At 38.2% G+C, this 24257-nt stretch carries 26 protein-coding genes; 11 read left to right on the forward strand and 15 right to left on the reverse strand.

Going from position 1 to position 24257, the window contains the following annotated elements:
* Position 1: 1 nt before the first annotated feature.
* Complete coding sequence (locus tag RM552_RS06085; RefSeq protein ID WP_311367880.1) at positions 2-565, forward strand: YceB family lipoprotein; 564 nt, start codon at positions 2-4, stop codon at positions 563-565.
* A gap of 13 nt (positions 566-578) precedes the next feature.
* Here the strand turns inward: RM552_RS06085 and RM552_RS06090 are convergent, their stop codons facing one another.
* Complete coding sequence (locus tag RM552_RS06090; protein WP_311367881.1) at positions 579-1475, reverse strand: LysR family transcriptional regulator; 897 nt, start codon at positions 1473-1475, stop codon at positions 579-581.
* A 115-nt stretch (positions 1476-1590) separates the two neighbouring features.
* On the opposite strand from RM552_RS06090, the gene RM552_RS06095 reads away from it, so the two are divergent.
* From RM552_RS06095 to RM552_RS06105, 3 genes are all read left to right on the forward strand, one after another.
* Entirely contained in the window at positions 1591-2298 is a 708-nt protein-coding gene (locus tag RM552_RS06095) for a CoA transferase subunit A (RefSeq protein WP_311367882.1), read from the forward strand.
* A 1-nt stretch (position 2299) separates the two neighbouring features.
* Entirely contained in the window at positions 2300-2956 is a 657-nt protein-coding gene (locus RM552_RS06100) for a CoA transferase subunit B (protein ID WP_311367883.1), read from the forward strand.
* Between the two features lie 83 nt (positions 2957-3039).
* Positions 3040-4425 (forward strand): DEAD/DEAH box helicase, encoded by a 1386-nt coding sequence (locus RM552_RS06105; RefSeq protein ID WP_311367884.1) that lies wholly within the window; start codon positions 3040-3042, stop codon positions 4423-4425.
* A 71-nt stretch (positions 4426-4496) separates the two neighbouring features.
* Here the strand turns inward: RM552_RS06105 and RM552_RS06110 are convergent, their stop codons facing one another.
* The 4 genes from RM552_RS06110 to RM552_RS06125 form a co-directional block, all read right to left on the reverse strand.
* Complete coding sequence (locus tag RM552_RS06110; RefSeq protein ID WP_311367885.1) at positions 4497-5417, reverse strand: manganese-dependent inorganic pyrophosphatase; 921 nt, start codon at positions 5415-5417, stop codon at positions 4497-4499.
* A 176-nt stretch (positions 5418-5593) separates the two neighbouring features.
* Positions 5594-5851 carry an EF-hand domain-containing protein gene (locus RM552_RS06115; protein WP_311367886.1) on the reverse strand — a complete coding sequence of 86 codons (258 nt, stop codon included), beginning with the start codon at positions 5849-5851 and terminating at the stop codon, positions 5594-5596.
* 148 nt (positions 5852-5999) lie between these two features.
* Positions 6000-6995 (reverse strand): oxygen-dependent tRNA uridine(34) hydroxylase TrhO, encoded by a 996-nt coding sequence (trhO, locus tag RM552_RS06120; RefSeq protein ID WP_311367887.1) that lies wholly within the window; start codon positions 6993-6995, stop codon positions 6000-6002.
* A 135-nt stretch (positions 6996-7130) separates the two neighbouring features.
* The gene (locus tag RM552_RS06125) at positions 7131-7649 is read right to left on the reverse strand and encodes a hypothetical protein (RefSeq protein WP_311367888.1); all 519 of its coding nucleotides are present in this window, start codon (positions 7647-7649) and stop codon (positions 7131-7133) included.
* Positions 7650-7801: 152 nt separating this feature from the next.
* Between RM552_RS06125 and RM552_RS06130 the strand changes: the two genes are divergently transcribed.
* The 3 genes from RM552_RS06130 (at position 7802) to vapC (ending at position 10493) form a co-directional block, all read left to right on the forward strand.
* Positions 7802-9448, forward strand: coding sequence for a response regulator (locus tag RM552_RS06130; protein ID WP_311367889.1), 1647 nt, complete (start codon positions 7802-7804; stop codon positions 9446-9448).
* Between the two features lie 452 nt (positions 9449-9900).
* On the forward strand, positions 9901-10095 hold the full coding sequence (locus RM552_RS06135) for a type II toxin-antitoxin system VapB family antitoxin (protein WP_311367890.1): 195 nt from the start codon (positions 9901-9903) through the stop codon (positions 10093-10095).
* The gene (gene vapC / locus RM552_RS06140; RefSeq protein ID WP_311367891.1) at positions 10092-10493 is read left to right on the forward strand and encodes a type II toxin-antitoxin system VapC family toxin; all 402 of its coding nucleotides are present in this window, start codon (positions 10092-10094) and stop codon (positions 10491-10493) included. The genes RM552_RS06135 and vapC overlap by 4 nt, the downstream gene beginning before the upstream one ends.
* 54 nt (positions 10494-10547) lie before the next feature.
* Here vapC and RM552_RS06145 read toward each other — a convergent pair whose 3' ends face one another.
* Positions 10548-10901: a hypothetical protein gene (locus RM552_RS06145; protein ID WP_311367892.1), complete on the reverse strand. Its 354-nt coding sequence runs from the start codon at positions 10899-10901 to the stop codon at positions 10548-10550.
* Positions 10902-11450: 549 nt separating this feature from the next.
* Positions 11451-11711, reverse strand: coding sequence for a hypothetical protein (locus RM552_RS06150; protein WP_311367893.1), 261 nt, complete (start codon positions 11709-11711; stop codon positions 11451-11453).
* Between the two features lie 760 nt (positions 11712-12471).
* On the opposite strand from RM552_RS06150, the gene RM552_RS06155 reads away from it, so the two are divergent.
* Positions 12472-13434 carry an integron integrase gene (locus tag RM552_RS06155; protein ID WP_311367894.1) on the forward strand — a complete coding sequence of 321 codons (963 nt, stop codon included), beginning with the start codon at positions 12472-12474 and terminating at the stop codon, positions 13432-13434.
* A gap of 230 nt (positions 13435-13664) precedes the next feature.
* On the opposite strand, the gene RM552_RS06160 is transcribed toward RM552_RS06155, so the two are convergent.
* From RM552_RS06160 to RM552_RS06175, 4 genes are all read right to left on the reverse strand, one after another.
* Positions 13665-14498, reverse strand: coding sequence for a LytR/AlgR family response regulator transcription factor (locus tag RM552_RS06160; RefSeq protein ID WP_311367895.1), 834 nt, complete (start codon positions 14496-14498; stop codon positions 13665-13667).
* Complete coding sequence (locus tag RM552_RS06165) at positions 14495-15721, reverse strand: sensor histidine kinase (RefSeq protein ID WP_311367896.1); 1227 nt, start codon at positions 15719-15721, stop codon at positions 14495-14497. The genes RM552_RS06160 and RM552_RS06165 overlap by 4 nt, the downstream gene beginning before the upstream one ends.
* 73 nt (positions 15722-15794) lie before the next feature.
* Entirely contained in the window at positions 15795-16502 is a 708-nt protein-coding gene (locus RM552_RS06170) for a LytR/AlgR family response regulator transcription factor (RefSeq protein ID WP_311367897.1), read from the reverse strand.
* A gap of 178 nt (positions 16503-16680) precedes the next feature.
* On the reverse strand, positions 16681-17523 hold the full coding sequence (locus RM552_RS06175; RefSeq protein ID WP_311367898.1) for a DUF6279 family lipoprotein: 843 nt from the start codon (positions 17521-17523) through the stop codon (positions 16681-16683).
* 67 nt (positions 17524-17590) lie between these two features.
* Here RM552_RS06175 and RM552_RS06180 point away from each other — a divergent pair, with 67 nt between their 5' ends.
* Complete coding sequence (locus tag RM552_RS06180; RefSeq protein ID WP_311367899.1) at positions 17591-18586, forward strand: ATP-dependent 6-phosphofructokinase; 996 nt, start codon at positions 17591-17593, stop codon at positions 18584-18586.
* A 78-nt stretch (positions 18587-18664) separates the two neighbouring features.
* On the opposite strand, the gene RM552_RS06185 is transcribed toward RM552_RS06180, so the two are convergent.
* Positions 18665-19144 carry an Mpo1 family 2-hydroxy fatty acid dioxygenase gene (locus RM552_RS06185; protein WP_311367900.1) on the reverse strand — a complete coding sequence of 160 codons (480 nt, stop codon included), beginning with the start codon at positions 19142-19144 and terminating at the stop codon, positions 18665-18667.
* Positions 19145-19293: 149 nt separating this feature from the next.
* On the opposite strand from RM552_RS06185, the gene RM552_RS06190 reads away from it, so the two are divergent.
* Positions 19294-21120 (forward strand): M61 family metallopeptidase, encoded by a 1827-nt coding sequence (locus RM552_RS06190; protein WP_311367901.1) that lies wholly within the window; start codon positions 19294-19296, stop codon positions 21118-21120.
* Positions 21121-21134: 14 nt separating this feature from the next.
* Here the strand turns inward: RM552_RS06190 and RM552_RS06195 are convergent, their stop codons facing one another.
* From RM552_RS06195 to yejK, 3 genes are read right to left on the reverse strand one after another with little or no spacing between them, the layout of a single operon-like run.
* Positions 21135-21935, reverse strand: a complete 801-nt coding sequence (locus tag RM552_RS06195; protein ID WP_432277196.1) for a M23 family metallopeptidase — start codon at positions 21933-21935, stop codon at positions 21135-21137.
* Positions 21936-21954: 19 nt separating this feature from the next.
* Positions 21955-22821 carry a 6-carboxytetrahydropterin synthase gene (locus RM552_RS06200; protein ID WP_311367902.1) on the reverse strand — a complete coding sequence of 289 codons (867 nt, stop codon included), beginning with the start codon at positions 22819-22821 and terminating at the stop codon, positions 21955-21957.
* On the reverse strand, positions 22821-23846 hold the full coding sequence (gene yejK, locus RM552_RS06205; RefSeq protein ID WP_311367903.1) for a nucleoid-associated protein YejK: 1026 nt from the start codon (positions 23844-23846) through the stop codon (positions 22821-22823). The genes RM552_RS06200 and yejK overlap by 1 nt, the downstream gene beginning before the upstream one ends.
* Positions 23847-24006: 160 nt before the next feature.
* Between yejK and RM552_RS06210 the strand changes: the two genes are divergently transcribed.
* On the forward strand, positions 24007-24252 hold the full coding sequence (locus RM552_RS06210) for a YejL family protein (RefSeq protein WP_311367904.1): 246 nt from the start codon (positions 24007-24009) through the stop codon (positions 24250-24252).
* The last annotated feature ends 5 nt before the right edge of the window (positions 24253-24257 follow it).

Raw genomic sequence — 24257 nt, forward strand, 5'->3', positions numbered from 1 at the left:
TATGAAAAATCTTATACGTGGCATTATCTTACTATTGGCGGTTATGGTAAGTGCTTGCAGTGCTACTGGTTTGTCAATCTATTCACTCACAAATACTGAGTTAGAAAGCGCCTTAAACAAAAAGCTCCCATCCTTCAACAAAGAGGTGCGTATACTGGGTATACCTGTTGAATTTAACGTCAATGATATAGATATCACTATTGGTCCACAGCAGCGCGAAATCGTTGTGCTAGCGTTTAGTTCGAGTGCAAAATTATCCACTTTCGGTATTAATTACCCTATAAAGTTAAAAATGAAAATTGAAGGGAATCCTTATTACGACAGTACTGTTAAAGCTATTTTTTTGAAAGATCTTGCGTTGCTAGAATCAAGTGTTGACGCGGCAGGCTTTAGCGGTAGTTTAGGCACAGTCAACCAACAAATAATGAATGGTATTAATCATTTTTTAGCTAACAATCCCGTCTATCGACTAAATCAAAATAACCCTACCGAAGCGCTTTTAAGTGCGTTGCCGATAGATATGCGCATTGAAGAAGGTGCGATTACTCTTGTTCCACGCATTTAATATCTCAAACCCTTCAAAATACATTGAGTAAATATTCATAAAACCGTTGCCCTGCTGTTGAAAGTTTGAGGTTTTGTTGTTTTGCGTTTTGAAGGGTGATAACACCTACCTCTTTCGAAAGTCGTAAATCTTTGATTGGCACACACACGAGGCCTTTGTTTTGCATCTGTTGTCGACATAATTGAGGAACAATGGCTATGCCCAATCCCTGAGATACAATTTGACCGATAGTGCCCAATTGCGTGGCTTCAGATACTATATTCACCTTGCAATTTGCCGCGTTCAACGCCGCATCTAACCACATTCGTAAGCTAGACTCTCTATTCATAGCTACCATAGGAAATTTGCTCATTTGGTTTAATGTGCATGTTTTTTGCGTTGCTAAGACGTGTTTAGCAGGTACAACTAAACAAAACTCGTCAGTAAATAAGGGTGTAAAATGCAGACCTTGGATGTTTTGTGGTTTAAATACAAAGCCAAGTTCAGCTCTACCTGCACGCACATTTTCTATTGCTTGTTCCATAACAACATCGAGTATTCGAATAGCGATATTTGCATGTTTATTATTAAATCCATTTATGATTTGTGCTAATTGCCCTTCAGCGAAAGCAGGCATCGCACTTATCACGATACTCCCCGTTTGAGCACTAAATAAGGCTTTAACATCGTCTATTGCACCATCAAAATCAGCAAGCACACGTTTGGCATTGGGTAAAAAGATCCTGCCTTCAGGGCTTAGCTCAACTTTTCGAGTACTTCTGATAAATAATTTACCGCCCAGTTGTTCTTCCATGTTTTTTATTGATGTACTGAGCGCTGGTTGCGACAAGTATAATTTTTCAGCGGCTTCTGCAAACGTAGCTGACTGAGCAACCTCTATAAAAGCTTTCATGTTTTTATACGAAATCATAAGACAAAGCCCTATTATTAATTAATTTAATTTATTAATGCATACATTAAATCAATTTTACAAAATTAAACAAGTGGTAAATACTTATTGATAATAATTAGTGTAGGAGAGTTATATGGCAGGTTTTGACAAAGTAGTCACTAGCTATGAAGAAGCGTTGTCTGGTCTTAGTGATAACATGACCGTAATCGCTGGTGGCTTTGGATTATGCGGTATACCAGAAGGTTTAATTGCTCAAATCAAAAAGATGGGCACGAAAGGATTAACAATCGTATCAAATAATTGCGGCGTTGATGGTTTTGGATTAGGCATTTTATTAGAAGACCAACAAGTCAAAAAAATGATTTCTTCCTACGTGGGTGAGAACGCTCTTTTTGAGCAACAACTGCTAAGTGGGATTCTAGAAGTAGAATTAACACCACAAGGTACTCTTGCTGAAAAAATGCGTGCAGGTGGAGCAGGTATACCCGCATTTTATACCGCAACTGGTTATGGTACGCCTGTAGGTGAAGGTAAAGAAGTCAAAACCTTTGACGGTCGCCCATATATCATGGAGCCCAGTATTACGGGCGATTTTGCTATTGTTAAAGCATACAAAGCCGATCGTTTTGGAAACTGTAGTTATCGCCATACCGCCATGAATTTTAACCCAATGGCGGCAACTGCAGGCAAAATAACAGTACTAGAAGTGGAAGAAATTGTGGAGCCGGGCGAATTAGAACCAAGTCAAATTCACACCCCAGGTATATACGTAGACCGAGTGATAAAAGGCAGTTTCGAAAAACGAATAGAACGTAAAGTATTGTCAAAGGAGGCTCAATAATATGGCATTATCACGAGATCAAATCGCAATGCGAGTCGCCCAAGAATTTAAAGATGGAGACTACGTAAACTTAGGTATTGGTATCCCAACCTTAGCGGCAAACTATGTCCCTAGTGATATTGAAGTAATGTTGCAGTCTGAAAACGGATTGCTTGGTATGGGGGCTTACCCAACTGAAGAACAAGTCGACGCTGACATGATCAATGCTGGCAAAGAAACCGTCACAGCTAGCACTGGTGCTTCTATATTTAATTCAGCAGAAAGCTTTGCCATGATCCGTGGTGGACACGTTGATTTTACCGTATTAGGTGCTTTTGAGGTTGACGTTCAAGGCAATATTGCTTCTTGGATGATCCCTGGTAAGTTAATAAAAGGCATGGGAGGCGCTATGGATTTAGTAGCCGGTGCTAAAAATATCATTGTTACCATGACACACGCCGACAAATACGGAAAGTCTAAGCTATTAGCTGAATGCACATTACCGTTAACTGGTGTTAATTGTATCACCCGCATAATAACCGATTTAGCCGTCCTAGAAGTCACTGATGGTGCGTTTCATTTGAAAGAACGTGCTCCAGGCGTAAGTATCGAAGAAATACGTGAGAAAACTGCTGGCAAATTAATAGTCGATTGCGACGTGCCGGAAATGTCAGTTTAATGGTTAAGGACGATTGAGGTTTTTTAGAAATTAATCAGCAGTAAATGTATACTAGCGCCCAATCATAACATTGGGCGTTTTTTTTGAAATTCACTGACTTACCTATTGACCATCGCATCCTCAAGAATTTGGATGCAATGCAACTTTCGAATTTGACTGATATTCAACAGCAAGCCATACCATATGGCTTGTTAAATAAAGACATATTAGCGTCGTCGAAAACCGGCTCGGGTAAAACCTTAGCGTTTGTGGTGCCTATGGTCAATCGCCTACTAACAACTAGAGCGCTTTCTAAAGCCGACCCTCGTGCACTGATATTAGCGCCAACAAGAGAACTTGCTAAACAAGTATTTGGGGTATGTCGCCAAGTCATTGCGAACACACAACTAAGAGCAAGTTTGGTCGTAGGTGGTGAAAACTATAACGACCAAGTGAATGTATTGCGCAGAAAACCACAAATCATTATAGCAACAGCAGGCCGAATCGCCGACCACTTAAAAGATCGGCATTTATTCTTAAATGGTCTAGAACTGCTGATTTTGGACGAAGCAGACCGTATGCTAGAACTCGGATTTTCGATGCAGTTAGCTGCAATTCATGGCCAAGCTGACCATAGGAAGCGACAAACGATGATGTTTTCGGCCACTATTGAGCAAGCTCAAATAAAACAGATGACAAACGAATTACTCAATAACCCGCAAAAAATTGTCATTGATTCAAATGAACAACCGCACAAAGACATCTTACAAAAATTTTATTTATCTGACGGAGTAAAACAAAAAGACCTGCAGTTGTGCAAACTAATTAACATTGAAAAAAGAGAACAGGCCATCGTTTTTACTGCTACCCGTGAAGATACCGTGCGGTTACAAGAAATGTTATACAAACAGCAGTTTGATGCTATTGCTTTGCATGGTGAATTACTGCAAAAACAGCGGAATCAGGTATTACAAGATTTTGGCAACGGTAAGTATGGTGTCTTAGTGACAACTGATCTTGGTGCTCGTGGCTTAGACATCCGCAATGTTTCATTGGTGCTCAACTATGATTTACCTAAATTTCCAGAAGAATATATTCATCGCATTGGCAGAACGGGACGCGCTGGTGACAAAGGTACTGCCATATCATTAGTTGGGAAAAAAGATTGGCGTAGCTTTGAAGCAATTAAAGCCAACTATGTCGGCGAAGTTGACTTTGCGAGCTTAGCTGAGATAAACACCGCGTTTACAGGGCTAAAAACAAAAGATCAAAAACAAAATGTCGCAACAAAGAAAAAAATACCCAAAAACAACAATAAAACTCAAGTTGTGCAAGCTAAACGCCGTTTCAAACCTCTCGAATCCTCTGAAAGCGGCGATTTACCCATTAAGCGTAAAGTTCGTAAGAGTATCCCTGACAATGATTTACCCACCAAAGCTTTGAAAAAAAATGAACAGTCAGATAATACTAATGAGGACGATGGAAAATAAAAAGCCTTGTTTTCACAAGGCTTAAATCGGTAGAGTAACACCATCTGTAATAATATAAAGTGTTAAGAATATTAGGCAAAAGCGTCCTGTAAAGGCGGTACAACTTGCTTTTTACGACTTAACACGCCGTCTAGCCATAGCTTTTTATCTGTCGCCTTCAGTCCATAAGCAGTTTCGATCAAACCTTCATCGTCAGAAGCAATGAGCATTTGCGAACCTTCCTGCATAATGTCAGTGAGCAGCAATAACACAGTATGACGACCACCTTCTTCCTTCAATTTCGCAATATCAGCTTCTAAATCAGACTTAATATCATCAAAAACCGACAAATCAATGACTTCAAGCTGTCCGATTCCAACCAATTTTCCGTGCATATCAAAATCTTTAAAATCGCGCTTAACAAGTTCTCTTACTGGTGTGCCTTGAACCGCAGACTTTACTCTAAACATATCCATGCCTAATTCTTTAAAGTCGTCTATACCGGCAATTTCAGCTAAAGCTTCTACACATTTAATATCGGCTGTTGTGCAAGTTGGAGATTTGAAAATAACAGTATCACTCAAAATTGCACACATCATAATACCCGCGATATCTTTAGGGATATCAACTTGATAAAAATCGTACATCATCTTTATAATGGTGTTACTGCACCCCACTGGGCGAATCCAGCACTCTAATGGTGTCGATGTAGTCAAATCACCCAATTTGTGATGGTCAACAACACCCACCACGGTAGCCTCGTCTATATCATCAGGTGCTTGTGTTTTTTCAGTATGATCAACAATATATACGTTTTCGCCTGCGTAGCTCATTTTTAACTCTGGAGCTTGGAAGCCAAATTTATCTAAAATAAATTGGGTTTCTGGAGAAACTTCACCTAAACGAGTCGCAGTTGCCTCTTCACCTATTTGATTTTTTAAATAAGCCAGCGCAATTGCACCACAAATTGAATCTGAATCGGGAATTTTATGCCCTACTACGTACATTGCCATATATAGCTCCTTGAATTTTGCCCCGCATTCTATCAAACAATGAAATAATTTAAATAGCAGATTTGGGCAATATTGAATTGAAGAGCGGCTAAGTAGAAAAAATACATGGTATAGGGACTAGGCCGCTAACAAGTCGACGAATTATCGAGTAGATTGGGAGATATGTGGGTGGAAACTTAGTATTCCCACCAGCCTTCTTGCCACCAATTTAAAAACTCTTCAAAATCGATGTAGCCATCACCATTTTTATCAACCATGTTAAAGCCTTCTTGAACGTGATTAGCTTTCGTTTTTGGCGACAAAATTGTTAAAAGCTCTATAAACTCAGGCATATCAATTTGACCATTATTATCTTTATCAAAATAATCAAATTCTCTTCTAATCTCTGCAATCTGTTCAGCGTCTAATTTTGGGGTATTTGCTTTATCAGTCATTTTAATGTCTGGCTCTTGTTGTGCGATGTATCCACTAGATTTTAGTTTACTCTTTAAGGTAGATCACTGTCTAGCTAAAAAGCCTAAGCTCATGAAATAACTTATAAAACAATACCTAAAAGGCCAAAAATTGGCCAAGCAAGCTTAATTATTTAGTGAGTTTGTTTTTTTGCAATGCCCTTTCGCGCTGTGCATCTGCTTTTTGTAGGCGTTTTTGTTGCATTAGATCCCGCGCTTCTGTTCCAACATGCAGTTGTGAGCGCTGTTTTGCTAACATAACTTGCTTTTCTCTTTCTCTAAATCTGGCTAATTGCTCATCTGTATGTGTTCCATAACACTTAGGGCAGCTCACACCCGCTTCATATTTATTGGACATTTTGTCTGCTTCGGTAATCGGTAAGCGGCAACCGTAGCATTGGTCATAATGACTTTTCTTTAAGTCATGATTAACAGCGACTCTATTATCAAAAACAAAGCATTCACCTTTCCATAACGATTCTTCTTTAGGCACATCTTCGAGATATTGTAATATCCCACCTTGCAGATGATAAACTTCCTCAAAGCCATTTTCTTTAAGGTAGGCCGTTGATTTTTCGCAACGTATACCACCAGTACAGAACATTGCTACTTTTTTGTGTTTGTTTGGATCTAAGTTTTTAGCGACATACTCAGGAAATTCTCTGAATGCACCAGTGTTAGGATTGATCGCATTTTCGAAACTTCCAATTTCAATTTCATACTCATTTCGTGTATCAATCACTGTTACTTCTGGATCACTAATTAGGGCATTCCATTGTGTTGGTGCTACGTAGGTTCCAACCGTTTTCCGAGGATCTAAACCATCGACGCCCATTGTTACAATTTCTTTTTTTAATTTCACTTTAGTACGATAAAATGGTTGTTCTTCATGCCATGAAAATTTATTAGAAATTGGCTTGATTCTATTATCTTTATTAAGAAACGCTAACAAACTATTAATGGCTTTTTGGGTACCTGACACGGTGCCATTTAGACCTTCTGAGGCTAATAAAATAGTCCCTTTAATACTATGTTCTTCCATAAAGATTTTTAACGGTTGACGTAAATCTTTATAGTTTTCAAGTGACACAAATTTATAAAGTGCACACACGAGAAATTTATTCATGTTGAGTCCTTTGCGACGGCCTGATGACCTTAATTGGAACGTAAAACCAATGCAAAATTGCGGCGCGAAAGATAGCACAAGAAGAAAGATAGAAGCAAGCCATTCAACTGAAAGTATTAGCTTGATTACCAGAATTTAAAAGGAATACGTTTTGGCTTCAGTCACCGTATTATACATATCAACTACCTTCTCAATATTATTTGCTGAGTTTTCTGACGCATGCAATGGGGCGTCATCCTCCGCTAAAGCTGATGGATGCTGAGTAAAAAATACCGTGTTCTCTTGAACCTCGTCTGGTATCGCTTGGTATTCACTTTTGTAGTGCAATGCTTGTGGAAATAAGCTTTGGTACAAGCATAAAAGTAACATTGGATTGTTGGCGTACTGTAAGGCGCTATTGAGTTCATTAGCGCTAGCATAATCGTCTGATCGTGCGTATTTTCTAGCATAACGATAGGCCCCATTCTCCATACCAGAGTATGAATGCTCATGCTCACTTTGACTCTCTGAAAAGCGAGAATACTGTGTAACATCAGGATGCATCATACTTAAGTACAAAGCGAACGCAGCAGAACGCTTGCCTAGCTTTTCAGGTGTTTTTAACACGCTATTTATACGGGTATTGTGAGCAATATTTTCTTTTATTGAAATCATTAATTTTCGCAATACATTGTGTTTAAAAATTAAAACCTTATGGGGTGTATCGGCTTTCTAGCGGGCAACTCAAGGCCAATTTTCATAGGTCGATATAATGAACATGCAAAAAAACGTAAGCGAATTAACAAACGGGAAATCAAAAGTCTAATATGAGTACCCTCGATTATTCTGACAAACGCTGTTTAGTGGTAGAAGATAGACGACCTTTTCTTATGCTTTTACGTGGCTTATTAACCAGTTTAGGTGCCACAAAAATAACGACCGAACTCTCTGCCGAGACCGCCCTAAGAGCATGTAAACTAGTGAAGTTTGATATTGTAGTGTGCGACCTACATCTTGGCACGAACCGTAAAAATGGTTTCGAATTTCTAGAGGAAATTCGAAAATTACATTTAGTTAAACCATCTGCTGTATTTATAATGATTAGTGGCGATAGCGCGCGCTCGATGGTGCTAGGATCAATTGAAAAGCAACCAGATGATTATTTAGTAAAACCTTTTTCGCAGGCTCAACTTAACGCACGTATCACCCGAGCCACCAACCGTCGTGTTGCTTTGTCTGCTCTTTACAGTCAAATCGACCACCAAAAATATGAATTGAGTATCGATACCTGTAAGCATTTTATTGAGACAGAACCCAGATACGCAAACCACCTTTTACAAATTTTAGTAGAGCTATATTGGAAAACGGAAGAATTTGACCAAGCAGAAAAGATCCTCGATAACATACTCGAACATAGACAAGTTCAGTGGGCTTTATGCTCTATGGCAAAAACTAAATTATTTAAAAAGCAATACGAACAAGCGATTGAATTAGCCAAACAAGCAATTGATAACTCTGCGAATAATGTAGAGGCATACGATATTATCGCTAACGCTTACCTGCAATACGATAAAAAACCAGAAGCGCTAAAGTTTATTTTGGAAGCATTGGCGTTGTCTCCGTTGTCCATTGAAAGACATTTTAGGGTGTGTGAAATTGCGAGGGAAAACGAAGACTTTGAATTGGCGATGAATAGTGCTAAATCAATATACGAATTATCACAACGCTCCGTGCATAAAAACGTCAATCATATGTGCGGATATGTTCGTAGCATCCTAGATGCCGCCGAATATGCCGACAGTAAAAACCTTAAAAACAAATTTATGCAAGAAGCAATGTTTGCTGTGCAACGCGCTCGCACAGACGATACAGTGCACTCTCAACCTGATGATTTTGATTTAGATATATTTGAATCTGTTATTCACGCTAGGGTCCTTAATCTTGAAGGTAAAACAACCGAATCGAAAAAAGCCTTAGAAGAAAGCCAAATAGAAATTGAAAGAAATTTTACCGAATATCCGGTTGCGATGGCCGCCGATAGTTTGAAACTCATGATTGACCTCGGAGACTATGAGGAAGCAAGTAAAATAACTAAAATCATTAAACAAAATGAAGGTAAGGTTGATAGTTCAATTATGTATTTGGCAGAAAGTGAACTAACAAAAAACAAGCAAGACAGAGACAATTATATAAAACACAATAAAACCGGAATACATCTATACAGCACAGGAAATTTTGCAAAAGCATACAATGAATTCACTGCGGCAAAAAAAGTATCTCCATTGAATATAGGCGTGAATCTAAACTTATTACAGTGTTTAATTCAATTGATTAAAAAAACTAGTAAACCCGAAGGCAAACTTATTATGGAAGCTAGAGATCTATACCGCTATGTTAACAACATGCCGCTGAAAGCGATTCATAAAGCCAAATTCGCGAGCATGAGTGAAGAGGCTAAAGAGATTATTGGATAGTCTTTTACTGGGCTGACAGTTGAACTTAATCCTTTTGTTATATGACGTTGCCAAAATCAACCTAGTACTCATTCCAACTATCATATAAGACCGACAACTAATCCAACAACAAGTGTCACCCAAAACCATATCGTATCTCTAAATCTATCGAGTAGCCAAAAATAGCCAAACGCTAGTAAACCAGAAATTAATGCTCCAACCAAAGATGTTAAAAGCCCGCCATCTAGTAGCAGACTGAATACGAAGACAACAATGGCATAAATACCTGCGCATAACTCAGGTTTTTCAGTCGTCAGGAGAAGCTTTACGAGTCCAACTAATAATATTATTTGAAAAATAGAAATAAAAATAACGTGTACCTCAAGACATATAACACTCGTTAATCTCTTGTTATGTTTCTGCAAGCGAACTACAATGTGTAAACATTTTGAATATATACACACTGGTGATGTATGCGTACTAATATAGTTATCGACGACGAGCTAATGGCACAGGCTCTAAAAGCAACCGGCCTCTCAACAAAAAAAGATGTTGTTGAGCAGGGTCTTAAACTATTAGTTCAAAGAAAAAGACAACAATCAATCAGGGCATTAAGAGGAAACATTAGTTGGGAAGGTGACCTAGATGAAATGAGGAATAATGAATGATACTTGCTGATACGAGTGTTTGGATAGATTATCTAAACGGTCGAATCACTCCTCAAACTGACTTGCTCGATGACAGTCTCATGGCTGGTGCTTTGGCTATGGGTGACCTCATCTTTCTTGAGGTATTACAGGGGGTTAGAGATGACAAACAGTTTGAACTAGTGAAGAAAAAATTATCCATCTTAGACCAATACACTATGTTCAATTCTAAACATGTTATCGAATATGCAAATAACTATAGAAGCTTGCGCAAGAAAGGTATAACGATAAGAAAAACCAATGACGTAATTATTGCTTCTTTCTGTATTCAAGAAAACATGCCGCTTTTGTTCGTTGACAGAGACTTCAAACCCTTTATAGAGTATTTAGGGCTCATCCCAGCCTACCTGGAAACATAACACCTTGCTAAGCGGCGAAAATTGCTTTTTATTTTTGTCCGCTTCAAGTGTTTGTTAGTTTTTCTGCTGAACACGTGTATTTGTTCTGATAAGCCAAATTATACTATAAAAGCCGCCAAAGCCTGGAATCGCATGGCACAACATTGATGGCATCCTTATTAGCTCTGAAAATTTTGGAATGAAGAAAAACGACCTTTGAAATTTAGTTTTAAGTGCTACGCAAGATAATGCTGATTGAATATGGAATTGAATAAAAGTCCGTATTTGTCGAAATTGCATACCCAAAAAAAGTACAAATAATTCTAACCCAATAGCATCTAAAAACAACGCAAGCATTATAGTATCTGGCCTCAAAATGAGAAGGCACACAACTCCAATTGTAGCGTATTTAAAAAGTCTTTCTTTCATCAACATATCCTGTTAAAAACTAACACCCGCTTAAGCGGCGAAAATTGCTCTTCATTTTTGTCCGCTTAAAGCGTTTGTTATGTTGCATTACGCCTCCGAACTAAAATGAGATTAGTTACTTCAGTACATAACAAAACAAACATGCCTACAGCGAATACTCTAATCCCAAATACTATTTGAGGTACTCCGCATGAATCAAAACTATGCCACAAATACCATAAAAAGCTGGGTACATAAACAAAACAAGCAACCAATAAATGAATCCGCCATACCAGCTTATTGTTTGTAAAACGCCGCAGACTTAGGCTTAATAATAAAAAGACAACGGCGCAAACAGAAGCCACTAGAATCTGAAATTGATGCTTTTCCATTGACACATCTGTTAGAACAAAGCAGGCATTTGCCGAGAGAGGAAAAATTAGTATTAACAGCGCAGACGAATATTTCACTAGACTTCCCATGCAACATAACACTTTGAATAAGCGGTTTGGCAGTGCTTTTCTGACAAATCCGTCTTCATTCTTTTGTTATATTGCGTTACTTTCACGGTCAACTCGCCCTTTCCAATGATTCAATTTGGTCTTCAGATTTAGCGATTTGTTTGAGCTTACTAGGAATAAACACATTCGTAATCCAATCTTTGTTAGGCGGCTCAATTTTTCCATTTTTCTCTCTTGGTGAGTAAAATGCTCTAAACCCATGCCATTCTGCATTTGAGCCATCATTAAGATAACCCTTGGCGATCAGTAAATAGTTTTGCAATTTTTCGAGCCGACGCTCTATCTCTTTTATTTTGTATTGATTCGACATAATTTGTATGATTTACGTAGCAATATAACACCTCAATAACCGGCGCAGCGCAGCTGTGTCCGGCGCCGAAGGCGCGTAGTTCATTGGTTTGTTAACTTTTGGACTCAATATTGCCATTATTCAACCTCTAAATGAAATAAAGTAAATACCGATAGCGACCAAAATTAATAATCCGACCGAGCTGCACCATCCCCCTGTCTTACTAGTTTCTGACCAATAAGTATTCTGATTTTTGGGGGGATATCTGCCACCAGTCAATATTTTACAAACTGGCCAGCCGATCCAATAGCAAATCGTTCCAAAAAAGATATCAGCCAAAATATAACCAATACCCCTTAAAAATCCACTAATAATTGAAGAGCCAAAATCTTCCAACAAACTAATAATTCCCTTTAGAAAGTTAACAACTTATTATGATGACCGCATTGTAACTGCAAGATCGTTTCATTTCACAAAGTCCTCATACTTATTGTATTTCAATACCTTACTATTTTTTCTATGGCGATTTCTACAATTTTTTGTGTATTTACCATGGATTCATAGTAATACCGTCCTTAGTTTTCTGGGAAGTATATTAATAACAATGGCTTAGAGTGAAATGGCTAATGTATTTACGTAATTACTATGCATTCATGGTAACAACAAGGTTGAGTCTATCCTTAAGTGCAGTAAATACTGGCCTGTAGGCCGATTGCCACTTTTGTAGAATGCGGTTTACTGAACATCTTGAGTTTCTACACCATACAATAAGGAGTCAATAATGGCTAACTCGCCGTTTCTTGAAAGCATTCGACACGTCATGAGGACAAAACATTATTCAATACAAACTGAAAAAACATATCTATTTTGGATAAAGCGTTTCATTTTGTTTAATCAAAAAAGTCATCCTAAAGACCTTGGTGAACAAGAGGTGACACAATTTCTAACACACCTTGCCGTTAACCGAGAAGTAACGTCATCTACACAGAACTTAGCATTGTGCGCTATTGTGTTTATGTATAAGCACATCTTCAAAAGAGAATTAACACTTCTATCTGATACAGTAAGAGCAAGGGCACCCAAAAGAGTTCCAACTGTGCTATCTCACAAAGAAGCCCTATTAATCATTGAACTGATGAAGCCTCAATATCAACTGATGTTTTCATTACTGTATGGCAGTGGTTTGCGCAAAACAGAGTTACTCAAATTACGTGTTAAAGATATCGACTTTGAGGCTAAAACAGTATTTGTGTTTAGAGGCAAAGGTGGCAAAGACCGCACCACCATGTTACCTAAAAAACTGATTGAACCATTAAAAGCTCAGATAGAGAAAGTTCGTCGCATACACCTAAAAGATATTGCAGAGGGCAGCGGAATGACTAGCTTGCCGCCAAGCCTTGCGAGAAAATACCCAAATGCTATTAAGGAGTTTAAATGGCAATATTTATTCCCATCTACAACCAGATGTGAACACCCTTATGATGGATATTATTGTCGGCATCACCTTCATAGCACGGCGCTCTCAAAGGCTTTAAAGTTAGCAGTTAGAGAGTCTTCAATCACAAAACATGTTACTGCTCATACATTTAGGCATTCCTTTGCAACGCAATTGCTTTTGACTGGTGCGGATATTCGCACTGTGCAGGAGTTACTCGGTCATAACGATTTAAGGACTACACAAATTTATACCCATGTAATTGGACAGCATTCATCAGGGGCGATAAGCCCATTTGATATTGATTAAGATGTGCAGACGACCGTCTGCTTTATTAATATCGAGTATTGATAGCGATAGTTCTTATCTGTAAAGGCCTTAACTAACGGAGTGTATTTTTGTTTCCAACCAATCAATAAAAGCAATTAACTTGTTGGCTTCCAATGACCGCTTGTGATAGTGAATTGCTAGTCAAATAATTCAGTCAAAATGGTTTGTCTAAAAATAGCAGATCGAGTTGAGACGCATTCATTTTACCTTTAGTGTTCATTAAATTCTGACAGGTTTTGTTTATACGCTCTGGTTACTTTTACTTCATCACCCGAGCTTAAAACCGCAAGGTATTCTCCATTTGAGTTTGGCACTAGTTTTTGTACCTTGGCTAAATTTACTATAGCCGAGCGGCTTACTCTAACAAACAAATCTTGCGACAATTCTTGTTCAAACTGTTTTAAGGTTTTACGAATAATATGGGTACCATCATGTGTATGCACACACATATAATCGCCTGCAGCTTCAATATACATAATGCTATCAATTTGCACGCGTACCCATTCATTTCCGCTTTTTAAAGATATTGTATGCTGTAATACATGCATACCCTCAAATTTAGACGCTTCTAAACGCTGCATAAAACTCAACAAACTCTCACCAGTTTTACGACTTATTAATTTGTCTAAGTGGCCATGCAAATTAAGTGTATTCTCTTCGCCAATTACTTTTTGTAGCTTGTTTAAACAACTGTCGACGCGTTCTTCTGCATAGGGTTTTAACAAATAATCGAACGCTTCAAATTCAAAGGCTTCCAAAGCATAGTCTTTAAAAGCGGTAACAAACACGATTTTAGGTGCTTGATTGGCATCTTGGGTGCTTCTCTTGTGAATAATTGATGCTAATTCAATGCCATTTAGCTTCGGCATTTCTATATCAACAAACATCACATCGGGATGATACGTTTTAATCGCCTCTAACCCTTCATGCCCATCTGCACATTCGCACACTATTTCAAATTGCTCATGCCTAGCAATATGAAAAATAAGCCCTTGCCTTGCTAATGGTTCATCATCAACGATGACGGTTTTTATTCTCTTCACGCATTCTTCTCAAGGGGTATTTTAATTAGCACGGAAAGACCGCCCAAATCATTTTTATCCATCGAAAATGTAAATTCTTTAGGGTAAAGCACCATTAGTCTCTCTCTAATATTTCTTAAACCAACACCTTCATTTTTAGTGTTTTGCTTTGCGTTAAAGTGATCCAGAACCAGGTTTGCATCAGGGCCATTATCGGCAACTTCTAAACATAACCATCGTCCCTCAGAACTTGCTTTAATCGCAATTTGACCATTTGTCGCCATTTTGGCAATAGCATACTTGATACAGTTTTCGACCAAAGGTTGCAACAATAAACTAGGGACTAAATAGTTTTCAGTTTCATGTTCCACATCAAATTGGATATTAAGGCGCTCATCAAAGCGTGTTTTTTCAATTTCCAAATAAAGCATAAGGGCTTTCAATTCATCATAAAGTGCAATCTTTTTTTCTGGGTCATTGTCGAGACTAAAGCGTAAAAAAGTCGAAAGCCTAACTAACATTCCATTCGCTTTTTCTTTGTTCCCCATTAAAACCAAGGTAGAAATTGCATTTAAGGTATTAAACAAAAAATGCGGGTTAATTTGGTATCTAAGCATCTTAATTTGAGCGCTGTGAGATAACCTCACTGCTGCGAGGTGCATTTCTTTTTCACTGACTAATCTAAAATAAAAGCTAATACTAAAATACAGAGTACTCCAAGCTAATATCATGGCTAAACTGTATACAAGGGAATTAAAGTATTCAAACACTGTTTTTCTATTCGGTTTTGACTCGCTAGGACAAGCATCGCTTTCCTTTAGTTGTTTGTTGGAATTAAACTCGCTCGCTTCATTTTGATTATTTTTATCTTGTGCATTGCCTTTTTTGGTTGCCATGGCGTAATCAGATTCGTTAAATTTCCACATCGCCATATTTTTTGCTGGCGTCCAAATCAAAGAGGCTACCACACAAGAAATAATCACCACCATCAATATCTTAGTTGGATGTAATTGCCAACATCGCTGATAAATGTAACGCAAGGGTATAGTAATAACAGCTGCCATAAATGCGCTGGCAAACAAAGGAATGGCGATATGTAAACTAGACCCTTTCATCTCGGGGACAAGAAGTGTGTTTTCAGTAATAAATAACACCCAATACACAAACCAACCCACACTATGTAAAAGCCAAAAGGAGGGTTTACGAAAACGTGTTTCTTTTATGTTTCTTTCTTGTTTGACCACTTGTTTACCTTATTGCCAAAAGGCTGATTGATATCAACACTTAACTGTCCGTTAAAAACATCAACGATGCATGTTAGTTTAAGCCTAGCATTTCGAATAATTTGGGTTTATGTGTGCCACTTATTTTTACTTCGTCACCGTTAACTAATTGCAATAAAGTATAACGCCCTAATTCACTTGATAACGACGCTACGCTATTAATATTCACCAAGGCACTACGATGCACCCTAATAAATGTTTGCTTGTCTAACTTCGATTCTAAGTTATTAATTGATTCTCTATGCAAAAACATTTTTTCTTTGCAATGAAGCTCTACATAATTTGCTGAGCCTTTAATCCAAATGACATCATCGACATTAACAAAATGCACCTCACCAATCGATTTAACAGCAAGCTTTGATGGTGAAGTATGATTCGAAGGTTTAAGGCGTTTTTCCGTCTTAATAAGAACATCTTGAAAACGTTCTCTCGAAAATGGCTTGAGTAAATAATCGATTGCATTCAGTTCAAATGCTTTAATTGCGTATTCTGAATATGCAGTCGTGAATATCCAATGGCTGTTAATGCTTTTCATTAAATTATCAACTAACTGAATGCCGCTTCCTCCGATAATGTTGATATCTATAAAACATAGGTCGGGTTGTTCAGCAATAATTAGATCTTCTGCTTCTTTAAATTCTCTAGCTTCACCTAGCAAAGTCCATTTAGGGAAGCTTTTCATATACTCTCTAACCTTAGCACGGGCTAGCTTTTCATCGTCAACTATAATGTAACTGAACATAATGGCTCTCACTTTTATTTCACAGTGATATACGGTGAAATAAAAGTAACAAGTGCTTATAAAAGAATACATTGAAATGCGACGAATAACGGTAAGGTGCGATAAACACCTTTCGGTATGCCATTTTCACCTTGTAGCAGTAACCACAGCGATTAAACTGTGGCTAAATTGGATATGTTTATTTTTGCAGGCTAATTGCATCTTCCTTGATAGAGTCAATCTCGTCTATCAGTCTTTTTAGTTGTTTTTTATTTGCCATGTCGTATAAACCCATCATGTATTCACTGGCCGCGAGTAAGTTTCTATCGGTAGCTTCATCAAATACTTCGCCCCTATATTGCTCAGGATTAACAATGAGTTCTAACAATGCCGCATCAAAATTTTCATCTCGTGCAGACATAGCAAAGGTTTCCCGTAGGGCTTGCTGATAGCGACGTTTATAATCCAACCAGAGCACTCCTGTAGATTCAAAACGTTCACGAAAACCAGAAATGAAGAGTTTTTGTTCATCGCTCAAGCGCCCCATCCAACGTCTAATATTTTTTTGGTTTCGTTTTACCCAATTTCGGTCTCGTTTATCTTTAGAGAGTTCCTTATTCTCTGCCATTTCCTCCTCGTCTTCTTGGTTTTCTTCTTCCAATGCGGCTAGTAAATAAACCACTTGTTCTTCGCTTAAGGTGCGACCAAGCGCAACTAAATCTTCTGCGATGTATTCTCTGGCCCTAACCCAATGAGCACGCGCATTGTCTCGGTGAAAAGCGATGCGTTCAAGGTTAATATTTTGCTGTTCAATATCTTCAATTATTTGATTCAACTGCGCGGCATATTTAGGCAACTCCTCAGCTTTATGCCACTCTATCCACTCAGCAAAATAGCGATCAAATTGGTCTTCTTGCGCATCGTTCAATTCGATATAGTCATCCATGTACCAGTAAATCAACCAGCTTGCATTGTTGTATGCAAACTTTGTTGAACAACCACCTAACAAAAGCATACAAGTCAGCAGAATAATTTTTTTCATGCAATTGTTTTCCTTTAAATTTTATTTGTTATGCTAGATACGACAAAATATACAAGAAAGGTTTCAAATGACAATAAAGAAAATTGCAATAATTACCTCGGGCGGCGATGCACCCGGCATGAATGCTTGTATTAGATCAATTTGTTTAAGTTGCGAAAGTGAAGGTATAGAGGTTGTTGGGTATCGTTCTGGCTATATAGGCTTACTAAAAAAAGAATCTATACCTTTACACACTTCACTTGTGCAAAATTTGCTACAAAGGGGCGGCACAATTCTGCACAGTGCTCGCTGCGAAAAGTTTAGAAAAGACCAATATGTTAAACAAGCAGCCAAAAATTTAGATGATGAAGAGATAGATGGTCTTATTGTTATAGGTGGAAATGGTTCATTCAAGGGAGCCCAAAAACTGCAGTATTATTGGGATAAGCCGGTTATTGGTGTACCTGGAACCATTGACAATGATATCGCTGGTACTGACTACACAATTGGCTACCACACTGCTATTCAAACAGCGGTAGAATCGTTGGATAAAGTGAGAGACACCGCTGAAGCATTTGAACGGATATTCTTAGTTGATGTAATGGGTCGAGAAGCTGGTTTTATTGCATTAAATTCGGCTATTTCAAGTGGAGCAGATCATGTGGTTTTACCAGAAACTTTTACTAGCGCTGCTGAAGAAGTAATGAAAATACTTGATAAATTATCTAAACGACGACTGCATCACAAGAACTCTAGTCATATAATAGTCGTCACAGAAAACATTTGGCCGGGAGGTCTCAACATCCTACAACAGTCACTTGAAAAAGAAACTGGTGTAGACGTAAGAATTCTTACGCTAGGGCACGTACAACGTGGTGGTTCCCCCGTATGGCAAGACCGATTATTGGCAACAAAACTTGGAACACACGCAGTGCATGAAATGATCAAGGGCAAAAAAGGTGTAATGGCTGGGATAAAAGCGGCTATCCCCGTTTCTATCGCATTTGACCAGATTGATAGCGAATCTAAAAAGCTGAACCCATTTTCTATGCAGATGCTAGAGTCGTTAATGTTGTTGGGATAACTTATATTAGCGGAATATGGGCTTAGAAACAGATTGCCTAAGCCCAATCGTTTGACTCAATGTAATTATGCCTTGCTTTTAGTAGTTAATGTTTAGCCTTTTTAACCAATGTACCCACCACCATGCTGGGCCTACTAACAAGTAACGTAAGTCTTCAAAAAACGATGGTTTTTTCCCTTCTATTTTATGCCCTACAAATTGAAGAATCCACATCAGCACAAATAAGGCCAGCGCAAATTGCCATACAGTAATGCCATTTTCGACAAGCAATTGAGCATTTGCTAAAAAGTTGATGGCACCGAATGACAATATCGTGAGTATAGTCATTGCAGCGCCTATAGGACCTGATAGTTTGAAGTAATACCATAAAGTGGGAATAGCCGCTATATGTGCCCATGTAATATTGTATTTAGCAATAAATTCAGGGACCGGAATCGACCAAATTAATGCGATTGTCACAAAATATATACTTGGCACTGCAATAGCATGAATAAGGATATTAGTTTTGTTTTGGTGGCTTTCACCATAATGGTTAATTAATTTTTCTATTTCGCGCATATGCTAACTCTTTTATTATCATTTTTATCTTTTGTTAAGTTTACAACCGCCTTTACACTTCTACAAGTTAGTTTATGAACTAGCCTGTAAATATCTAGTTGGCATGCTATATTGAGAACCATTGATACTTTTACAGCTAAATAATTGATATGCCTGCACAAACCATTCAGTACACCGTCAGCGTCATTAGCCCTCACGAACATTTATTCAAGGTGAAATTAAGCGCTTCTATTGCGCCTACTACAAAAACGCAGTTGACCTTACCCGCTTGGATCCCCGGCAGTTATATGATTCGTGATTTCTCACGTAATTTAATTGAGTTAAATTGCCTTACAAAAACACTTTGCTTATCACAAACAGACAAACAAACTTGGTCGCTTGAGCATGTGCGGGGCGAGGTGTTTCACAATGTAGAATTAGAATATGAAATTTATGCTTATGACTTATCAGTCAGAAGTGCTTACATTGACGACGAGTATGCCTTTTTTAATGGCACTAGCTTATTCTTAAGTATTGAAGGAACAGAAAACGCAGAACACATTTTGTACGTCGATTGCAAAAGCATGGGAAAATCGGCGGATGTTGCGACCGCTATGACACCAGTAGTAAATGACTCAAAAAATACAGATAACGTTGCGCAATATACCAGTACCAACTACTTAGAATTTATTGACCACCCTGTCATATTTGGTTTATTTACTAAACATAGCTTCAGTTATAAAGGATGCGAGTTCCACTTGGTGTTCACTGGTCAAAATAACCTTGACTTACATCGACTGCAAAAAGATTTAGAGCCAATTATATCTCATCATCTCGCCTTGTTTGGCGAAATTCCGTGCAAAGAATACTGGTTTATGACCCTAGTATGTGACAAAGGATTTGGCGGTTTAGAGCATTTAAATAGCACGGTATTGCAGTACAGTCGTTTTGATTTACCACTTTTTAATGCCGCTACCGCTAATGATTTTCGCACAGATGGCAATAATGAAATGGAAAAAGAATATCAAACATTTTTGAGTTTGTGCAGTCACGAGTTATTCCACACGTGGCATGTAAAACGTATTAAACCAGAGGTGATGCAACAGCCAAATTTATCAGTTGAAACTTACACGCCACAATTATGGATTTACGAAGGTTTTACATCTTTATATGATGATTTAAGCTTAGCCCGCGCAAAAGTTATTTCGCCAAAAAAATACTTAGAAATATTAAATCAAGTCATTTCACGCTTACTTAACAACCCAGGTCGCTTTAAACAAAGTGTCGCACAATCTAGTTTTGAAGCTTGGAATAAATTTTACAAACAGGATGCTGGCTCAAACAATCATATTGTTAGCTATTACAACAAAGGCACAATTGTAGCTCTCTGCTTAGATATTTTATTGCGCCAGCATTCACAAGAAGCCGTTTCACTCGACACTATTATGCTCGATTTATGGCAGGACTATGGGAAAGTAAATAAAGGCACGCCTGACAATGTCATACAGCAAATATGCAAAGAAAAATATAACATTGATTTGGATAGTTTCATCCATATGGCAACCCAAACAACATTAGATCTTCCCCTTCCCTCTTTACTACAACATATTGGTATTCAATTGAATACAAGACCAAAGCAAAACATGCAGGATACTGGCGGTGAACTTAAGATTCATTACAATGTTGATATAGGCGCAAACTTAGCCATGAATAATCAACAATTGAGCGTTATTTCTGTGCAACAGGGACGAGCTGCTGCTCTTGCTGGTATGCATATTGATGATGTTATAATTGCGGTCAATGGTTGGCAGTGCAATGAGAAACGCTTTTATCAAATATTGCAACAGCAGGCAAAAGGTGAATCAGTGCCAATACATGTCATGCGCGATGGGCGCCTAAAACAATTACATTTTGAGCTTAGCCCCGCTATTGATGATATCTGTGTGTTAGAAATTGCAGATAAAGCTAAATTTGAAAATTGGTTGGGTCTAAACTAAGGTCTTAGCTGGTATTATTGTGGAAGCGTTACAAGTAACGCTGGATCTAGGCGTTCACGAAACCAGTTGATTCGCCAATCTAAATGGGGACCAGTAACCCTGCCAGTTGCACCAATTTCTGCAATTAATTTTCCTTGTTCGATTTTTTCACCTTCTTGTACATGAATTTTACTGAGATGAATGAATGTTGAGCTGACACCAAAGCCATGATCTAAAATCAACGTCCCACCTGAATAATACATATCATCGTGCGCTAAACGAACAATACCCGCTGCAGGCGCGATTACTGGTGTGCCAGTTATATTTGCTATATCGAGTCCAAAATGCGGTCTTCTCGGCTCTCCATTAAAATAACGTTGTGACCCATAAACACCGGATATCCTGCCCTCTGCAGGGAGTATAAAGTCTTGTGTAAAATCTATGCTATTGGTAAAAACGGCACGAGCATTAGCAATTGCACTGTTTTCTTTTCGAATGCGTTCTAACACTTCTGTTGCAGGGCTTACGTACTTTTGCGAAACACCCGTTATTTTATCAATTTTGTATTCACGTTTGCTTAAGGTTATCTGCAATGTTTGTTGCTTAGTTTCATCCGCAAGTTGCCAACTTAAGGTCTGCGTTAAGGCGGCATCACGACCAAAGCCAAATACAAAATGCCCTTTTTTACTTACCTTTATCGCTTTGTCATTCAAAAAAACCTTAGCGCCGGTATCCAATTTACCTCTTACAAGGCTACCTTGGGTAAAGTCCCCTTCTAGTATTGGCTGGGTTTGAGCAAAAATGGCTAAAGGCAGCATAAAAAGAGTGACGAATATAATTGCGCTCCGTAAGGTTCTAGTCTCCACACATGGCTCCTTTACCTACGCCTTCAAAAGCCATGACTTTAAGTCGTTTATTGCTCTTTTTACGGCTTTCTTCTAAGACATATTGCGCTAAGCACTCCACCGTGGAGTCATAATCAATTAGTTCACAGGCACTTTTGTCAATGGCCATTTCAAAAATACCTTGTGAGGATTCGTACTGAAAGCAGTTTGCGCTAGTAAATTGCTTTACCTCAAAACTCAGTGTGTTTGCATCTACTATGTCTTCATTGCTACCAATGTAAATATCTTGCCATCGTTTCGCCCAATAAGTTTGCAGCCATTCTGCGTTTTCTGCATCTTCGCTTATCAAAATTTTTGAGCGATGACCATGAGCAATACGTTGACAGTTGCCCTCGTGTTTCTTTAAACCGTGAGTATAGTGATAGTAAGGCGAATTGATTATTTCTTCACGCAAGTTAATTTCGATATCATGGACATTTTCAGGAAGATGCGTTGCAATCACATCTTTAAGATAGTGAGTGACGCTTTTTTTATTAACCGTTTCACTATAAACAAAGGCATATGCTTCTGGCGGACAATTTAATTGAATCCATTTATCTTCATCGAATAAAAAGTCAACCTGCACACGTTCATCTGACTGCGGATGATGAATGTTAGCTTTTGTGTTTTCAGCAGGTACAACGAGTTTATGGTCGACATAATCATCGATAATTCGTTTGAGTTGTTTTTTTACAATGCCGAAATCTTGCACCATGCTTTCATCATTTAAACCACCATCTAAAATCACATCGACAATCCAGCTCTCGCCAACCATACCCCTTCTAGGGCACAAATAGGAAAAATCCATTACCGTCAGATCGTTTACAAATAATTGCATTAGTGTGAGCCACCTTGCACACTTTTAATCAATTGATCTTTTAAATTAGGTGGCAGGCCGACAATGGTTAAAGTATCTGAACTTTTATCGTAATGAATGTTGTCACCTAGAAGTTTTTTATCAAAACTCAAACTCATGCCTTTGCCTGCGCCAGAAAACTTATTCATCGCGTTTAGCATGGATTTATCAGCCTGAAATTTTTCTTCAAGGGGGGTTTCTAAGTTTTTATTATAGTTCGTAAAGCTATGGTCGACTTCATCTAAGCGAGGCAAAATATTATTGACTTCAGAAATTTCAACTTCTTCTCCCATGCTAGCTTTATCTTTGTAGTATTTAGAAACTGCCTGGCGATGGTCGTTTTTTTCGTTTGGCGCAAGTTGTTGCGTCGATAAATAATCATCCACATGCCGCACAAATTCTTTATTTTGAACTTTAGTGTCCACTTTTTCTTCGCAACCAATAAAGTTCATGAAAAAATCAGATACTTTTCGCCCCATGCGCCCCTTTATAAAGCTGATGTATCTTGCATTTTGCTCGTCTACTTCAAGTTGCGTCAAGTCTATACGAACTGCTATTTGCATTTTACTCAATTCAAGGAATCTATTTTGAGAAAGTTCTAAGTCATTATTGACGGTAACCAGTTCCTTTGCATCTAGCATGGCTATCATCAAATAGTCAGTTGCAAGGTAATCGTATTGACTGAATATAACATAGCCTGTTTCGACCATTGCTTCATCTACAATTGCTTTTAATAACTGCTGAGAAGCTTCCACGCTAAATCCATGGAAGTCCAAACTATCATTTTGCAGCGCTTCAAGATGTTGACGAAAAGTCGGGTCTACGGTATCTCCAAATCCTCCCACTCCTTTGCTGGGTTTAGCGTTAAACACATGATGCAATTGCGCTGCTAAATCATAAATCGCTGGACTAAGTTCGAAGCAATTCGACTTGGGGATAAAATGAAGCTTTCCGTCTTCTGACAGACTTATTTGATGAACAACAAATTGTTTGACGTTTGCACTCATAAAAAGTGATTGATTCCTGTTATAAAAATTGGCTGAAATTTGTGCGATTCGCGATAAAACGAACAAAAATTGGTAAAACTAGTCGAAGGCTTTATACTGAAGCAGAAGCCCAATACTGCAATTGTAACGAGTTTTTCGATAAAAAGCACAGGACAAATTTATGCCAATACGGTCACGTTACAGTAATGAAGAGTTTGAAACCTTAATGCAAGATGTGTTTGTCGCGTTAGAGCGAAACCGGTCAAGTAGAGATTTGTCTATCATGGCTCTGGGAAATGTATTGACCAATATTTTTAATAATCAGGTCTCAGCTGATAAAAGAGAGGTTTTAGTATCCCAGTTTTGTGATGCTTTAACAAAAAGCACACTTCATAATCGCGATGTAACAAAGGATACAGCTAGCTAGGGCAT

Source organism: Glaciecola petra (assembly GCF_031846345.1).
GTDB lineage: Bacteria > Pseudomonadota > Gammaproteobacteria > Enterobacterales > Alteromonadaceae > Glaciecola > Glaciecola petra.

Excerpts from the sequence above, each read along its gene's own strand:
- RM552_RS06085 (WP_311367880.1), top strand. The coding sequence starts at position 2 with ATGAAAAATCTTATACGTGGCATTATCTTACTATTGGCGGTTATGGTA.
- RM552_RS06090 (WP_311367881.1), bottom strand. The coding sequence starts at position 1,475 with ATGATTTCGTATAAAAACATGAAAGCTTTTATAGAGGTTGCTCAGTCA.
- RM552_RS06095 (WP_311367882.1), top strand. The coding sequence starts at position 1,591 with ATGGCAGGTTTTGACAAAGTAGTCACTAGCTATGAAGAAGCGTTGTCT.
- RM552_RS06100 (WP_311367883.1), top strand. The coding sequence starts at position 2,300 with ATGGCATTATCACGAGATCAAATCGCAATGCGAGTCGCCCAAGAATTT.
- RM552_RS06110 (WP_311367885.1), bottom strand. The coding sequence starts at position 5,417 with ATGGCAATGTACGTAGTAGGGCATAAAATTCCCGATTCAGATTCAATT.
- RM552_RS06115 (WP_311367886.1), bottom strand. The coding sequence starts at position 5,851 with ATGACTGATAAAGCAAATACCCCAAAATTAGACGCTGAACAGATTGCA.
- trhO (WP_311367887.1), bottom strand. The coding sequence starts at position 6,995 with ATGAATAAATTTCTCGTGTGTGCACTTTATAAATTTGTGTCACTTGAA.
- RM552_RS06125 (WP_311367888.1), bottom strand. The coding sequence starts at position 7,649 with ATGATTTCAATAAAAGAAAATATTGCTCACAATACCCGTATAAATAGC.
- RM552_RS06130 (WP_311367889.1), top strand. The coding sequence starts at position 7,802 with ATGAGTACCCTCGATTATTCTGACAAACGCTGTTTAGTGGTAGAAGAT.
- RM552_RS06135 (WP_311367890.1), top strand. The coding sequence starts at position 9,901 with ATGCGTACTAATATAGTTATCGACGACGAGCTAATGGCACAGGCTCTA.
- vapC (WP_311367891.1), top strand. The coding sequence starts at position 10,092 with ATGATACTTGCTGATACGAGTGTTTGGATAGATTATCTAAACGGTCGA.
- RM552_RS06145 (WP_311367892.1), bottom strand. The coding sequence starts at position 10,901 with ATGAAAGAAAGACTTTTTAAATACGCTACAATTGGAGTTGTGTGCCTT.
- RM552_RS06150 (WP_311367893.1), bottom strand. The coding sequence starts at position 11,711 with ATGTCGAATCAATACAAAATAAAAGAGATAGAGCGTCGGCTCGAAAAA.
- RM552_RS06155 (WP_311367894.1), top strand. The coding sequence starts at position 12,472 with ATGGCTAACTCGCCGTTTCTTGAAAGCATTCGACACGTCATGAGGACA.
- RM552_RS06170 (WP_311367897.1), bottom strand. The coding sequence starts at position 16,502 with ATGTTCAGTTACATTATAGTTGACGATGAAAAGCTAGCCCGTGCTAAG.
- RM552_RS06175 (WP_311367898.1), bottom strand. The coding sequence starts at position 17,523 with ATGAAAAAAATTATTCTGCTGACTTGTATGCTTTTGTTAGGTGGTTGT.
- RM552_RS06180 (WP_311367899.1), top strand. The coding sequence starts at position 17,591 with ATGACAATAAAGAAAATTGCAATAATTACCTCGGGCGGCGATGCACCC.
- RM552_RS06185 (WP_311367900.1), bottom strand. The coding sequence starts at position 19,144 with ATGCGCGAAATAGAAAAATTAATTAACCATTATGGTGAAAGCCACCAA.
- RM552_RS06190 (WP_311367901.1), top strand. The coding sequence starts at position 19,294 with ATGCCTGCACAAACCATTCAGTACACCGTCAGCGTCATTAGCCCTCAC.
- RM552_RS06200 (WP_311367902.1), bottom strand. The coding sequence starts at position 22,821 with ATGCAATTATTTGTAAACGATCTGACGGTAATGGATTTTTCCTATTTG.
- yejK (WP_311367903.1), bottom strand. The coding sequence starts at position 23,846 with ATGAGTGCAAACGTCAAACAATTTGTTGTTCATCAAATAAGTCTGTCA.
- RM552_RS06210 (WP_311367904.1), top strand. The coding sequence starts at position 24,007 with ATGCCAATACGGTCACGTTACAGTAATGAAGAGTTTGAAACCTTAATG.